Here is a 13,603-nt window from a genome sequence, read left to right as displayed (position 1 = left end):
TGGGCAAACCCGTATGCCGCGCAGCCGGGACTCCTACAGCTTGCAGTAGGGCGTTACCGGAGCAATCGTGCCAAAGTCCTTGACGATCTCGTAGCTGATGCCATCGGCCGCCGCCTTGCCGACATAGGAATGGCAGAGCGTGTGGTTGTTGCTGGCGTCGACGCGGATCTTGCCCTGAGGCGCGTCGAACTCGATGGTCGGCAGTGCCTTGAGCACGTCGTCGTCCTTCAGCGACCCTGCTTTTTCGGCGGCAAGCGCGTAAAGGTGCAGGCCGTTGTAGCCGGCCTCGCCGATACCGTTGACCATCTTCTCTTGGCCGAACTTTTCGCGGAAGCTCGAAATGAACTTCTTGTTGACCGGATTGTCCAGCGCCATCCAGTAGGGCTGCGGCGCATAGGTTCCGGCCGCCACGCCGGGCGGCAGCGCGTCCTTGTTGAACACCTCGTCGAGCGGCGCGATCAACGGCTGCTTGACGTCGAAGCTGCGGTACTGCTTGAGCTGCGTGACCGCGTCGTTGCCGACCACCATCGACCACACGACATCGGGCTTCAGCGACTTGATTTTCTGGAAGGCAGGACCGAAATCCGTCGTGCCGAACGGATAGTAGTCTGCGCCGATGATCTTGCCGCCGGCCTTTTCATAGGCGGCCGTGATCGCCTCGGTCATCTTCTGCGGCCAGGCGTAGTCTGAAGCCATGATGTAGATCGTCTTGCCGAGATTCTCCGCCACCCATGGCATCATCGGGTCGACCTGCTGCATCGGGATCGGACCGGTGGCGACGAAGTAGCGGTTGCACTCGCCGCCCTCGAAATTGGTCGGATAGAAGAACAGCTTCTTGGCCTTCGATGTCACCGACAGCGTGGCACTTCGCTCGGGCGAAATGATCGTGCCCATGATCACGTCGACCTTGTCTTCGTTGAGGAGCTTGCGCGCCTTGTCGATCGAGCCCTTGGTCGTGGTCTGGTTGTCCTCGACAAACAGTTCGACCTGGCGCCCGCCGATGCCGTTGGCGGCGTTGAGCTCTGCGGCGGCGAGCTTGTAGCAATTGAGCAGCGTCTCGCCGAGGATCGCCTGCAAGCCGGTGATCGGGATCGACAGGCCGATCTTGACGGTATCGGCCGCGCGCAGGATGGCCGGAGCGCCGACTATGGCGAAGGCAGCCGCGGCGCCGCCGGATTTCAGGACAGTTCTTCTGCTTATCATTGTTGTGTTCCCTTCCACAGTCCAGGCGCGCCCCATGCACGCCTTACAAAGCCAAAAGATCCTTCAGCAGGCTCTCGTCGGCGAATGACTCCGGCGCGCCTTCGTGCACGATCCTGCCCTTCTCCATCACCAGGCAGCGGTCCGCCGCCTTGAGGACGAGATCGAGATTCTGCTCGACCAGGACGATCGCGATGCCGCGCTCGCGCGCGATGCGCGGCACCAGTTCGGCGATCGTCTGGACGATGTTCGGCTGGATACCTTCCGAGGGTTCGTCGAGCAGCAGCACCGATGGCAGCCCGCACAGCGCACGGCCGATCGCCAGCATCTGCTGCTGCCCGCCCGAGAGCGTGCCGGCGATTTGCGCCTCGCGTTCGCGCAGGATCGGAAAATAGCCGAAAATGTCGGCCGGAATGCCGCCGTCGCCACGATCTTTGGCGGCACGGGTTCCGACTTCAAGGTTCTGCCGCACAGTGAGCTGGTTGAAGATGCCGCGCCCCTGCGGCACATGCGCGATGCCGGCGCGTGCACGGCGGAAGGCCGGCGCATTGGTAAGGTCCTGGTCACCGAGAACCACCGCGCCGCCGCTCGCATTCAAACCGCCGGCGATGACGCGCAGCAGCGTTGTCTTGCCGGCGCCGTTGCGGCCGAGCAGGCCGACCACTTCGCCCGCCGCGACGCCGAGGTCGATGCCGTTCAGCACCGGGAGCAGGCCATAGCCGGCCGAAACGGCAAGTGTCCGCAGCATCCTCAGCGCCTCCCAAGATAGACGTCGCGGACCATCTCGTCGGCTTCGATGTCGTGGAAGGGGCCGCTGCGCAGCCGGCGCCCCTGGTGCAGCACCAGCGTCTCGCAATTCAGCGCCCGCACGAAACGGATGTCGTGCTCGACCGCGACGATCGAGAACTCGCCCTTGAGCCGCAAAAGCATCTGCGCCGTCGCCAGCGTCTCCTGCGGCGTCATGCCGGCGGTCGGCTCATCGAGCAGCAGCAGGCGCGGCTCGATCGCCAGCGCCATGCCGATCTCCAGCCACTGCTTCTGGCCATGCGCAAGTTCGCCGGCCAGCGTGGCAGAGCGGTTGCCGAGCGCGACCAGCTCAATCAACTCGCCGACCGGGCGCGCCGGGGAGGGGGCGCCCCAGCGCGCCACCTTCAGATTGTCTTCCACCGACAGGCTGGGGAACACCGACGGGATCTGGAATTTGCGGGCGATGCCGAGCCGGGCGATACGGTGCAGCGGCAGGCCGGCTGTATCGTGGCCGAGGAAACGCACGCTGCCGCTGGTCGGGCGCAGCGTGCCGGTCAGAACGTTGAGGAACGTGCTCTTGCCGGCGCCGTTCGGCCCGATGATGCAGCAGAGTTCCTTGTCGCGCACGGTAAGGTTCAATCCTTCCAGCGCTTGCAGCCCGCCAAAGCGGATGCCGACATTCTCGGCCTCCAGCAGGACGTCGCTCATTGCGTGCGCCTCCGGGCCCTGAACAGGTTTTTCAGCCGTGCATAGATCGACAGGATGCCGTCCGGCAGCAGGAAGACGATGATGACGAAGACGCAGCCGAGCAGCAGCGGCCACAGGCTCGGGTTGAAGCTGCTGATCTGCTGCTGCGCGCGCTGGATGAAGATTGCGCCGAGCACCGGCCCAAGCAGCGTGCCGCGCCCGCCAACCGCCACCCAGACGATGACTTCCGTCGACAGAAGCAGCCCGGAGAGGTCCGGTGCCACCAGCCCGGCCATGCAGACATAAAGCGCGCCGGCGAGCCCGGCGATTGCCGCCGATGCGATGAAGGTCACCAGCAGCCGCGCCGGCGCGTTGTGCCCCAGTGCTGCTGCCCGAACCTCATTGTCCTGGATCGCGGTCAGTACCGTGCCCCAGCGGCCACGGCCGATCGACCACAGCGTCAGCACGGCCACCGCCACGATGGCCGCGACGAAGATATAGCTAGGCAGGTCCTGGCTGAGATCGACATGCAGACCGCCAAGATCGAATTCGATCGGCGGGATGCCTATCAGGCCGCTGTCGCCGCCCGTGACCGAACTCCAGGAGATTGCCGCCTGCTGGCAGATGACGCCCATGGCCAGCGTGACGATGGTGAAGTAGCTGCCGCGGATGCCGCCGAAGAACAGGAAGTAGCCGATGATGGCGGCGACGACGGCCGCGCCCGCGACCGCGCCTGTGATGCCGACAAGGCTGGCGAAGGGGATCGCGTCATTGAGCGTGACCAATGCCATGATGTAGCCGCCGATGCCGAAGAAGGCGGCGTGGCCGAAACACAGGATTCCGGTGCGGCCCCAGAAGAAGTCGAGGCTCGCCGCGAACAGGCCGAAGATCAGCGCGTCGCGGATCACCGTCAGCTGGTAGCCGTCGGCGAAGATGGGATAGACGATGGCAAGTGCCACGCAGACCGCGAAGATCAGCAGCCAGTTGCGGTCCCGGGCGATCATCGCGAAGCCCTGTTGAACAGACCGTTGGGTCGCACCCGCACGGCGACGATGGCCGCCAGCAGCACGACCGCCTGCGCCAGCGATGGCGAGATCTGGTAGTTGAGGATGCTGGTCAGGCCACCGACGAAGACGCTGCCGGCGACGAGGCCGCCGATCGAGCCGACGCCGCCGACGATGACGACGAAGAAGGCGTTGGCGAGATAGTTCACCCCCATCTGCGGCAGCACGATCGCCAGTGGCGCGACCAGGCCGCCGGCCAGGCCCGCGATGGCCGCGCCGAAGGTAAAGGCGATGGCGTAGGTGCGGCGCGTGTTGATGCCGACGCCCTCGGCCATTTCGCGGTTCTGGATGACGGTGCGGATGTCGAGCCCGAAGGATGTCCGGCTGATCAACAGGATCACGCCGAGCAAGGTCGCCATGGCGATGCCGATCAGGATCAGCCGGTAGGCGGGATAGACGGTGAAGAACAGGTCGAACGTGCCCTCGATCGGTGGCGTCACCGGCTTGGCGCCGAGACCGAAGGTCAGTTCCAGCCCTTGCTGCAGGATCAGGCTGACGCCCCAGGTGGCGAGCACGGTCGAGACCGGCCGCGAATAGAGATGGCGGATGATGGCGAATTCCAGGATGCAGCCGACCCCCGCGCCGGCGATGGGGGCGGCAAGCAGCCCCAGCCAGAACGAGCCGCCCATGCTCTGGATGAAGTAGACCGCGAAGGCGCCGACGCTGACGAACTCGCCATGCGCCAGATTGGTCACGTTCATCAGGCCGAAGCTGATGGCGAGCCCCAGCCCGACCAGCATCAGGATGCTGATCAGCGTCAGCGCATTGAGCAATGTCGTGATGGCGAAATCCATCGCTTCAGGCCGCGCTGGCGAGGCGTTGGCGCAAGCCCGCGAGCAGGCCTTCGGCCGCATCGATCACCGCTGCCTGATGCGGCTGCAGGTCCTGCCCCGCCCAGTCGTCGATATGGTCCGACAGCGGGTCGACCACCTCGGTGCGGTGATTGGCCAGTGTCTCGATAACGGCGTGGCCGCAAAACGGCACATAGCCCTCGGAATAGCCGCCTTCATGGCTCATCATCAGCCGTCCGTTCGAGACTTCGGCGGCGAGCGCCACCATGCGTGCGGCAAGGCGGCGAAAACATTCGCTGTTGAGCATCATGCGGCCGAGCGGGTCGAAGCCGGACGCATCGAAACCGGAAGCGACGATGACGAGGTCCGGCTTGAACGCGCGCAAGGCAGGGCCGATGACGCGGTCGAACGTGGCCTCATAGGCGCCGGTGCCGCTGCCGGCCGGCAGCGGGACGTTGATGTTATAGCCTTCGCCGGGCCCCTTGCCGTTGTCGCGGAGTGCGCCGCGTCCGGTCGGATAGAGATTGTCCTGATGCACGGAAATGGTCAGCACCGAAGGGTCGGAATAGAACACTGTCTCGGTGCCATTGCCGTGATGCACGTCCCAGTCGACTATCGCGGCGCGGCCGAGCAGGCCCTCATGCTGCAGCCGGCGGACGGACACGCCGATGTTGGAGAACAGGCAATTGCCTATGGCCTGGTCGGGCTCTGCATGGTGGCCCGGCGGCCGCGCCAGCGCGTAGGCGTTGTCGACGCGGCCGGTCAGCACGGCGCGCATGGCGGCATAGGTCGTGCCGGCGGACAAAAGGGCGATGTCGAAACTGTTGAGGCCGATCGGGGCCTGCGGCCCGGCGAAGCCGGAACCGCGTTCGCTGAGCATCCTGATGTCGTCGACATGGCGACGCGTATGCACGCGCAGCAGATCCTCGACCGAAACCGGCTCCGCGATGATCGGCACGAGATGGCGTGACAGGCCGCTGACCTGGATGAGATTGTTGAGCCGGCGCTTCGAGCCGGGTGACTCCAGGTGCCGGCCGGGCTCCACGAAACGGCCGGGAGGCATCATGTCGGCGCTGGAGCCGGTGTCATGCCACATCAGCTGTTCGTGAAAAACGTAACCTGTCGCCATCCGCAGCGTCCTCCAAAACGATTTTGAGGCTAACAGGCCTGAGCAGGCTTCGCCCGACCCGAAAGGATGGGTTGGCCCGTTGCCTATACCCCTCCTTTCGGAGGGGCATGCCGGCTCTCGGCGGCCTGGGCTGCGCGCACCGCCTGGACGCGATTGGTGACGGCCAGCTTGCCGAAGATGTTCTTCAGGTGCCATTTCACCGTGGTTTCGCTTACCGACAGGGCAACCGCTATATCGCGATTGGACATGCCTTCGGTCAGGCAGTGCAGCAGTTCGGACTCGCGCTGCGTGAGTTGCTCCTTCTCCGCGGCCGGCGCGGCTTGCTTGCGCGTCCCGAGGGGCATCGTCTGCGCCGCATCGATGATGCGCGTGGCATAAGCCGACAGTGCCGGATCCGACTTTGCCTGCGCCGCGCGCAGCCGCATCAAGCCTTCGATGGCGATCCTTCCTTCGTCGACGAAGGAGCGGATGAAGCCGGACGGTCGGGCAAGCCGCAGCGCATCGAGCAGATAACGGTCGGCTTCGCGCATGTCATGGCTGGCACTGGCCGTCTTGGCGCGCAGGATCAGCGCCAGTATGTGCCGGCGGATGCGTCCGCCGCTTCCGGTCCGCGCCAGAAGAGCATCGAAAATCCCGGCCGCTTCGGCATGGGCTTTCTCGGCTGTCAGCAGGCGGCCTTCGGCAAAGAACTCGAACTCGTTGGCGGTGGTGATGGCCATCGGGGCTTCGGCGTCGCCGCGGTGCTCGGTCAGCAGTGCGCGCGCTTCGGCATTGCGGTTCTGGTCGAGCAGCATCCGTATGCGGTCATGCAGGACCATCGATGCCAGGCGACGGTACACGGTGCCGCGCACGCGCTGGTAGACGCGGTCGAGCATGTCGAGCGCGGCCTCCGGGCGGCCGGTCAATTGCAGCACGCGGGCATATGTCGGCACGCTGGCCAAGGGATAGACGATGACCGCCGCGCCCTCGATCAGCGGTCCGAGGTTCTCCACCAGCGCCAGGGCTTCGCCCGAGGAATTGGTCTCATAGGCGAGTTCGGCAAGCAGCGTTCCGGCGAGCGCCTCGGCATAGGAATTGGCGCCGATCCGGGCCCTCGCCTCGATGATGGCGTTGCGCAGCAGCCGTTCGGCGGCGGGCAGCCGTCCGGCCGAACGCTCGATGACAGCCATGTAGCAGTTGGCGATGGTAACGCCGAGCAGGCTGCCGCTTCGTTCATGCGCCAGCCGCGCGGCATCAACCGCGGCGCGTGCGCCATCGAGATCGCCCAGCGCATAGAGATTGTAGCCGATGACGTTGGCGGTGGCGCCCTCCATGAACCAGGCGTCGGGTGCGATGATGCGCAGGGCCGCCAATGCGGTGTCGCGCGCGTCCTCGAACTGCTCCAGAGTGCTGTGTACCGCGGCATCGAGCACCGCGAGTTCGGCTTCGATCGTGGTGCCGGCCAGCGTGCCCGGATCCTTGCCGTCAGCAGGCCCGCTTTCGACGAGCTTGCGCGAGGAGGCGAGTGTCTGCTTGGCAATCTCCGGCTGGCTGCTGTGCACCGCCAGCCACAGCACGACCAATTGCAGCCGGATGCGCTGATCGATCAGTTTTTTTGGCAGCAGCGCCAGCAGCTGACGCACATAGAGCAGCTGGCATTGGGCGATGAGATCGAGCGCGTTGTTCTCGACGAACACCGCCGCGCGGGCCTGGTCGCCGGCGGCCAGCGCGTGGCCGATCGCCTCGGTCAGCATCTTGCGTTCGCCGAACCATTCCGAGGCCGCCAGATGCAGCGGCGCGATCATTTCCGGTTCGCGCCGCTCCATTTCGCGGCTGAGGAAATCGCGGAACAGATGATGGTAGCGGAACCAGCGCCGCTCGTCGTCGAGCGGCACCAGGAACAGATTGCGCGTTTCGATTTCCGTGATCGCCGCCTCCGCGTCCGCAGCGCGCATCACCGCGCGGCAGGCGTCGGCGCAGAAGCGTTCGAAGATCGAGCTGTAGAGCAGGAATTTTGCAATGTCGGGCGGCAGTTCCCCGAACACTTCGCCCATCAGGAAGTCGGCCACGTTGCGGCTGGCGCCGGTGAAATTGCCGATGACGGTTTCAGGCGCACGCGCGGCGCTCAGCGACAGCGAAGCGAGCTGCAGGCCGGCGGCCCAGCCTTCCGCGCGGGAACACAAGGTTTCCACCGTGGTGGCGCTGACGCTCAGGCCGAGTTTGTCGTTGAAGAACGCCTCGGCTTCGGATGAGGCGAAACGCAGATCGTCGGGCCCGATCTCGAACACGTCGCCGAGCACCCTGAGCTTGCCGAGCTGCAGGTCGGGCAAGCTGCGCGAACCGAGGACGAAGGCGACATTGGCAGGCGCCTGCCGCGTCAGCCGTTCCATGAAGCGCTTCACGGCCGGCGCTTCGACGGCGTGATAGTCGTCGAAGAACAGGGTGATGTCGGCCTCACGGGCGGCAAAGCCCGCGACCAGTGCGGCAAGCACGACATCGAGCTGCGGGATCGGGCTCGACTGGAACGCAAGATCGAGTTCGGCCGGATTTTGCACGAGATGACGAAGCGCCCCCACCAGGTGGGCGAGGAAAGCGCCTTCGTCATTGTCGCTCGCCTCGCAGGACAGCCATGCCGTCAGCCGGCCGAGGCGTGCCGTTTCAGCCATCCATTGGGCCATCGTGGTCGATTTGCCAAAGCCGGCGGGCGCCGAAAACAGCACGATGCGGGTGTCGACATGCCGGTCCAGCGTCGACAGGATGCTCTCGCGCCGTACCCATCGGCGGTGGTGGAGCGATGCCTGGCTGGCTGGTTGTGAAGGTGTTTTCATCTGGCGTGGGGACACCATTCCGTCTCGATCAAGGGAATCTGCGGCGCCGCGTCACGCGGCAATGTTCCCTTGATCCTGGGATCGTCGGCGATTTCGAAGCCGGTCGCAAAGGGCTCAAATCCGCAGGCCCTGTAGAAACCGATGACGCTGTGATGGTCGAAGCTGCTGGTGTGCAGCCAGATGCGGCTTGGCTTGAGGCGCCATGCCCGGTCGAGCGCGCCGGCCATCAGCCGCTTGCCGAAACCACGGCCGGTCACGGAGGGGAACAGGCCGAAATAGGTGATCTCGATCTCGTCATCGGCCACCGAGAATTCGACCATGCCGAAATGGGCGCCGCTTTCATCATGGCCGTGATAGAGGTGCTGGCGCGGATCGGCGAAATGCGTGGCGATCTCGGCATCCGACATTTCGGCAGCGCGATCCCAGAGCCAGGGAGCGCCGATCTCCAGGAAGGTCGTGCGGTAGGAAGCACTGTCGGGTTTCGTGATCCTTGTCATGGTCAACGGCCGCGCGAGATCCGGCACCGGTGCGAGCGCTTCCATCCATGTCACCGCATTGACGATCTTGCCGGCCGGCACGCGCCGATAGCCGACCGTTAGATTGGTGTTTTCATCAGGCAACCTGCCTTCGGTGACCAACATCTGTCCTCGACCTTTCGCCGCGTCGCGACACCGGCATGCGGGAAGCTGATGCCAACTCTGCGCTCACCTGCCAAGGGGTTCTCGGGGTGGGTCAAGATTTTTGGCCTGCCTGTCCCTTGCATTTCACGGAGATGGCATATGAGATATGATACACCATGGAAGGGAAAGCGGAATATCATGCCTGAACGAATTGCGGACGAGGCCATTTTGAACGCAGTCGACGACGGCTTCGCGCGGCAGGTGGAATTCCTTGCCGACCTCGTGCGCTTTCCCTCGCAGCGCGGCGAAGAACACGCGGCGCAATCCTTCATGGCAGCCGCGTATGAAGCGGATGGCTATACGGTGGATATGTGGCGTGTCGATGTCGATGCGATTCGCGAGCTGCCGGGCTTTTCGCCCGTCGCCGTCTCCTATGACGACGCCTTCAACGTCGTCGCCACCCATACGCCGCGAAACGCGACCGGCCGCTCGCTGATCCTCAACGGCCATATCGACGTCGTTCCGACGGGGCCGCTCGACCGCTGGCTGCGCGATCCCTATGATCCGGTCATCGAGGGCGGCTGGATGCATGGCCGCGGCGCCGGCGACATGAAGGCCGGGCTCTCGGCCTGCCTCTACGCGCTGGCCGCATTGCGCCGCCTTGGCTATCAACCGGCCGCGAAGGTCTTTTTACAGTCGGTGGTCGAGGAAGAGTGCACCGGCAATGGCGCGCTCGCTTGCCTGCAGCGCGGCTACCGCGCCGACGCCGCCTTCATCCCCGAACCCCTGGAGCCGAAGCTGATGCGGGCGCAGGTCGGCCCGATCTGGTTCCGGGTCGAGGTCGACGGCGATCCCCAGCACGCGTCGGGCGCATTCTCGGCCGGCGCCAACGCCATCGAAAAGGCTTTCCTCATCATCCAGGCGTTGAAACAGCTCGAAATCGTCTGGAACGCGCGCAAGGTCGACGACAAGCATTTCTGCGATCACCCGCATCCGATCCGTTTCAATCTCGGCAAGATCGAAGGCGGCGAGTGGACATCGAGCGTTCCCGCGCACTGCGTGTTCGAGATGCGTGTCGCCACCTATCCCGGCCAGAAGCTGGAGGATGCCAGGGCGGAGCTCGAGGCGTGCATCGCCGATGCGGCCCGCGCCGATCCGTTCCTGGCCAACCGCCCGCCCAGGATGACCTACAACGGCTTCATGGCCGAGGGCTATGTGCTGGAGGGCGCCGACGAAATGGAGGCCGTGCTGCGCCGCAGCCATACCGCCGTCTGGGGCGAGCCGCTGCAGGAACACGTCACCTCGGCAACCACCGATGCGCGCTTCTTCGGCCTCTACGCCGACACGCCGGCCATCGTCTACGGTCCGATCTGCCGCATGCCGCATGGCTATGACGAGGCGGTGGACCTTGATTCCGTACGCAAGGTCACCCAGACGATCGCGCTGTTCATCGCCGACTGGTGTGGGCTGGAGCCTGTCGACCCCGAGGCGAGGCCATGACCGGCGCCGTGACCGACGCATTCGGCGAGACGCTGGCCGAGGACGCGCCCGATGTCTCGATCGCCGATGCGCTTGCCATCCTGCGCCGGCACTACGGCCTTGCCGGCACCGCTCAGCCCTTGCCCGGGGAGCGCGACCACAATTTCCACATCCGCACCGATGGCAATGGCGAGTTTGTCCTGAAAATCTCGCATCCGGCGGAAGAGGCCGGCTTCACCGATTTCCAGAACAAGGCGCTGGACCACATCCTTGCGGTCGACCCTGCCTTGCCGGTTCCTTCGGTGCGCAAAAGCCTCGATGGCGATGCGCAGTTCACGGTCGGCATCGGCGGATCGGCGCCGCGCATCATCCGGCTGGTCACCTATCTGCCCGGCCAGTTGCTTTCGCGCTCGCCGGTATCGGCTGCGCAAGATCGCAATCTCGGCATCTTCCTCGCTCGTCTTGCCCGGGCACTGCGCGGCTTCTTCCATCCGGCCGCCGGCAGCGACCTTTTGTGGGATATCCGCAAGGTCGCCAAGACGCGGCCCATGCTGGCGCATATCGCCGATGCCGGGCGCCGGGCCATGGTCGGGCGCGTCATCGATGCCTTCGAGGAGCACGCCGCGCCCGTCATCCCCAGCCTGCGCGCCCAGATCGTCCACAACGACATGAATTCCTACAATGTGGTGATGGACGCATCGCGGCCCGAGATCGTCAGCGGCATCCTCGACTTCGGCGACATGATCCATTCGCCGCTGATCTGCGATCTCGCCATCGGCGCCGTCTATCGCTGGCCGGCCGACGGCCACCCGCTGGCGCCCGCCGCGCGCTTCGTCGCCGGTTATCGATCGGTGCAGCCGCTCGAGGCCGAGGAGATCGGCATCCTGTTCGACCTGATCCGTGCCCGCCTGGCGCTCATTGCCAACATCGCCAGCTGGCAGGCGGAGCGCTTCCCGGCCAAGCGCGATTATGTGCTGCGCCTCATCACCGAGGTCTGGGCCTCGCTCGAGCGGCTGGACGGACTGTCACACAGCGATGCCCGCCGCTATTTCCTCGATCATTCCAAACCGGAGTAGACGCTCGTGTCCCAATCCTCGCCCGCAAATGCCTCCGCCGACGCCGGTGCGTCCGAGCGTGCGCTGCTCGAACGCCGCGCCAGGCTGCTTGGTCCGACCTACCGCGCCTTCTACCACAACCCCATCCACCTGGTGCGCGGCAGCGGTGTCTGGCTCTACGATGCCCAGGGTCGCAAGTATCTTGATGCTTACAACAACGTCGCTTCGGTCGGGCACTGCCACCCGCGCGTCGTCGAGGCGCTATCGGGACAGGCGGCCACGCTCAACACCCACACGCGTTATCTCAGCGAAATCATCCTCGACTACGCGGAACGACTTCTCGGCACGCTTCCGCCCCATCTCGGCCATGCCATGTTCACCTGCACCGGCAGCGAGGCCAACGATCTCGCCATCCGCATCGCCCAGCATTCGAGCGGCAATACCGGCGTGATCATCACCGATTTCGCCTATCATGGCGCCACCATCGCCACGGCGCAGCTGTCGCCGGCAGCGGTCGGGGCAAAAGGCGTGCCCGCGCAGCACAGGACCGTGGCGGCGCCGGATACGTTTCGCGACCAGGGCCGGGCCGCACGCGATTTCGCCAGGAATGTCGCCGCCGCCATCGAGGACATGCGCGCACAGAACGTGCGCCCGGCGGCGCTGCTGCTCGACTCGGCATTTTCCAGCGACGGGATTTTCTTCCCCGATGCATCGGTGATGCGCGAGGCCGCCGATCACGTCAGGAAGGCGGGCGGTATCGTCATTGCCGACGAAGTCCAGTCCGGCTTCGGCAGGCTCGGCCAGGGCATGTGGGGTTTCGCCAATTACGGCCTCGAGCCCGACATCGTCACCACGGGCAAGCCGATCGGCGACGGGCATCCGATGGCCGCGGTCATCGTGCGGCCGCAGCTTGTTGCCTCCTTCGGTTCCAACACCGGCTACTTCAACACATTCGGCGGCAACCCCGTCGCCGCCGCCGTCGGCATCGCGGTGCTCGACGTGATCGAAGGCGAGGGACTGGTCGAGAACGCGCGCACGGTTGGGGCCTATACGGGCGAGCTGCTGCGCGCTTTGCAGGGTCGCCACGGCATGGTCGGCGATGTCAGGCATAACGGCCTTTATTTCGGCGTCGAGTTGACGGCGGATGGGGACGAGGCGCTGGCTGCCACCAGGACGTCGGCGGTCGTCGAAGCCATGCGCGAGGACGGCGTGCTGATCTCGTCATGCGGTCCGCGGGGCAACGTGCTGAAGATCAGGCCGCCATTGCCGTTCGCCAGGGACAATGCCGAGCAACTAGCCGAAACACTCGATCGCACCCTGTCGCGCTGGTGAGGGGATAGGAAAGGGGTCGGCAATCGACATGCTGAAGCTCGAACATCAGACCCTGAACGACCGCGCCTATGGCGCGCTCAAGCAGGAGCTGATTTCGGGCGGCTTCAGCCCGGGCCAGACATTGGTCATCCGTAAGCTTGCCGAGACGTTCGGCATTTCGACGACGCCGATCCGCGAGGCGCTGCAACGGCTCGTCGCCGAGCGGCTTCTGGAGTTGCAGAACAACCGCTCGATCATCGTTCCCTTGCTGTCTGCCCCCGCCTTCGAGGAACTGACGCGCATCCGCGTCGCTGTGGAGGGGCTGGCGGGTGAAATGGCCGCCTCGCGCATCACCGAAGACGGTCTGGTCGATATCCAGGCCACGCTGGCGGGCATGCAGCGCGCGATCGAGGCGGGCGACGCCGGGGCCTATCTTGCGCTCAACGAGGCTTTCCACTTTGCCATCTACCGCCATGCCGGCGCGCCGATCCTGCTCAACATGATCCGTGACCTCTGGGGCCGGGTTGGGCCCTATCTCAAGCTCCTGATGCAGGCCGAGCGCTACATACCCCAGTCGAACGAGGCGCACCGCAAGATCGTCGGGGCGTTGGCGCAGCGCAATGGCGCCGACGTCAGGACCTTCATAGAACAGGACATCGCAATGGCGGCAGCGGTGCTGGCGGGGAACCTTCGTGCGGCCGAATGACGATGCG

General features: G+C 65.3%; 12 protein-coding genes. 4 read left to right on the top strand and 8 right to left on the bottom strand.

The features are described from left to right. Positions 1-33: 33 nt before the first annotated feature. The 8 genes from LB533_RS06575 to LB533_RS06540 all read right to left on the bottom strand — a co-directional run bounded on the left by LB533_RS06575 (position 34) and on the right by LB533_RS06540 (position 9,066). Entirely contained in the window at positions 34-1,203 is a 1,170-nt protein-coding gene (locus tag LB533_RS06575) for a substrate-binding protein (protein WP_224676924.1), read from the bottom strand. Positions 1,204-1,246: 43 nt separating this feature from the next. Next, positions 1,247-1,948, bottom strand: a complete 702-nt coding sequence (locus tag LB533_RS06570; protein WP_224676923.1) for an ABC transporter ATP-binding protein — start codon at positions 1,946-1,948, stop codon at positions 1,247-1,249. Positions 1,949-1,950: 2 nt separating this feature from the next. Next, positions 1,951-2,655, bottom strand: a complete 705-nt coding sequence (locus LB533_RS06565) for an ATP-binding cassette domain-containing protein (protein WP_224676922.1) — start codon at positions 2,653-2,655, stop codon at positions 1,951-1,953. Next, complete coding sequence (locus LB533_RS06560) at positions 2,652-3,638, bottom strand: branched-chain amino acid ABC transporter permease (protein ID WP_224676921.1); 987 nt, start codon at positions 3,636-3,638, stop codon at positions 2,652-2,654. The genes LB533_RS06565 and LB533_RS06560 overlap by 4 nt, the downstream gene beginning before the upstream one ends. Continuing rightward, complete coding sequence (gene urtB, locus LB533_RS06555) at positions 3,635-4,492, bottom strand: urea ABC transporter permease subunit UrtB (RefSeq protein WP_224676920.1); 858 nt, start codon at positions 4,490-4,492, stop codon at positions 3,635-3,637. Before urtB ends, LB533_RS06560 begins: the two co-directional genes overlap by 4 nt. A gap of 4 nt (positions 4,493-4,496) precedes the next feature. Continuing rightward, positions 4,497-5,618: a class II histone deacetylase gene (locus LB533_RS06550; protein WP_224676919.1), complete on the bottom strand. Its 1,122-nt coding sequence runs from the start codon at positions 5,616-5,618 to the stop codon at positions 4,497-4,499. A gap of 83 nt (positions 5,619-5,701) precedes the next feature. After that, entirely contained in the window at positions 5,702-8,425 is a 2,724-nt protein-coding gene (locus LB533_RS06545; RefSeq protein WP_224676918.1) for a LuxR C-terminal-related transcriptional regulator, read from the bottom strand. Beyond that, a complete protein-coding gene (locus LB533_RS06540; RefSeq protein ID WP_224676917.1) occupies positions 8,422-9,066 on the bottom strand; it encodes a GNAT family N-acetyltransferase in 645 nt (214 codons plus the stop codon). Before LB533_RS06540 ends, LB533_RS06545 begins: the two co-directional genes overlap by 4 nt. Before the next feature lie 177 nt (positions 9,067-9,243). Here LB533_RS06540 and LB533_RS06535 point away from each other — a divergent pair, with 177 nt between their 5' ends. Genes LB533_RS06535 through LB533_RS06520 form a run of 4 tightly spaced genes read left to right on the top strand, consistent with a single transcriptional unit; the run spans position 9,244 to position 13,596 of the window. Further along, complete coding sequence (locus LB533_RS06535) at positions 9,244-10,545, top strand: ArgE/DapE family deacylase (protein WP_224676916.1); 1,302 nt, start codon at positions 9,244-9,246, stop codon at positions 10,543-10,545. After that, positions 10,542-11,600, top strand: coding sequence for a phosphotransferase (locus LB533_RS06530; RefSeq protein WP_224676915.1), 1,059 nt, complete (start codon positions 10,542-10,544; stop codon positions 11,598-11,600). Before LB533_RS06535 ends, LB533_RS06530 begins: the two co-directional genes overlap by 4 nt. Before the next feature lie 6 nt (positions 11,601-11,606). Further along, positions 11,607-12,911 carry an aspartate aminotransferase family protein gene (locus LB533_RS06525; protein WP_224676914.1) on the top strand — a complete coding sequence of 435 codons (1,305 nt, stop codon included), beginning with the start codon at positions 11,607-11,609 and terminating at the stop codon, positions 12,909-12,911. 28 nt (positions 12,912-12,939) lie between these two features. Further along, positions 12,940-13,596 carry a GntR family transcriptional regulator gene (locus tag LB533_RS06520; RefSeq protein WP_140638481.1) on the top strand — a complete coding sequence of 219 codons (657 nt, stop codon included), beginning with the start codon at positions 12,940-12,942 and terminating at the stop codon, positions 13,594-13,596. Positions 13,597-13,603 lie beyond the last annotated feature (7 nt).

The sequence above is a fragment of the Mesorhizobium sp. BR1-1-13 genome, from assembly GCF_020165515.1.
In the GTDB taxonomy this organism is placed as follows: domain Bacteria; phylum Pseudomonadota; class Alphaproteobacteria; order Rhizobiales; family Rhizobiaceae; genus Mesorhizobium.
Note: the sequence above shows the minus strand (reverse complement) of the source record. Positions and strands in the feature narration are given on the sequence as shown.

Coding starts and splice junctions, on each gene's coding strand:
- LB533_RS06575 (WP_224676924.1), bottom strand. CDS start 1,203: ATGATAAGCAGAAGAACTGTCCTGAAATCCGGCGGCGCCGCGGCTGCC.
- LB533_RS06570 (WP_224676923.1), bottom strand. CDS start 1,948: ATGCTGCGGACACTTGCCGTTTCGGCCGGCTATGGCCTGCTCCCGGTG.
- LB533_RS06565 (WP_224676922.1), bottom strand. CDS start 2,655: ATGAGCGACGTCCTGCTGGAGGCCGAGAATGTCGGCATCCGCTTTGGC.
- LB533_RS06560 (WP_224676921.1), bottom strand. CDS start 3,638: ATGATCGCCCGGGACCGCAACTGGCTGCTGATCTTCGCGGTCTGCGTG.
- urtB (WP_224676920.1), bottom strand. CDS start 4,492: ATGGATTTCGCCATCACGACATTGCTCAATGCGCTGACGCTGATCAGC.
- LB533_RS06550 (WP_224676919.1), bottom strand. CDS start 5,618: ATGGCGACAGGTTACGTTTTTCACGAACAGCTGATGTGGCATGACACC.
- LB533_RS06545 (WP_224676918.1), bottom strand. CDS start 8,425: ATGAAAACACCTTCACAACCAGCCAGCCAGGCATCGCTCCACCACCGC.
- LB533_RS06540 (WP_224676917.1), bottom strand. CDS start 9,066: ATGTTGGTCACCGAAGGCAGGTTGCCTGATGAAAACACCAATCTAACG.
- LB533_RS06535 (WP_224676916.1), top strand. CDS start 9,244: ATGCCTGAACGAATTGCGGACGAGGCCATTTTGAACGCAGTCGACGAC.
- LB533_RS06530 (WP_224676915.1), top strand. CDS start 10,542: ATGACCGGCGCCGTGACCGACGCATTCGGCGAGACGCTGGCCGAGGAC.
- LB533_RS06520 (WP_140638481.1), top strand. CDS start 12,940: ATGCTGAAGCTCGAACATCAGACCCTGAACGACCGCGCCTATGGCGCG.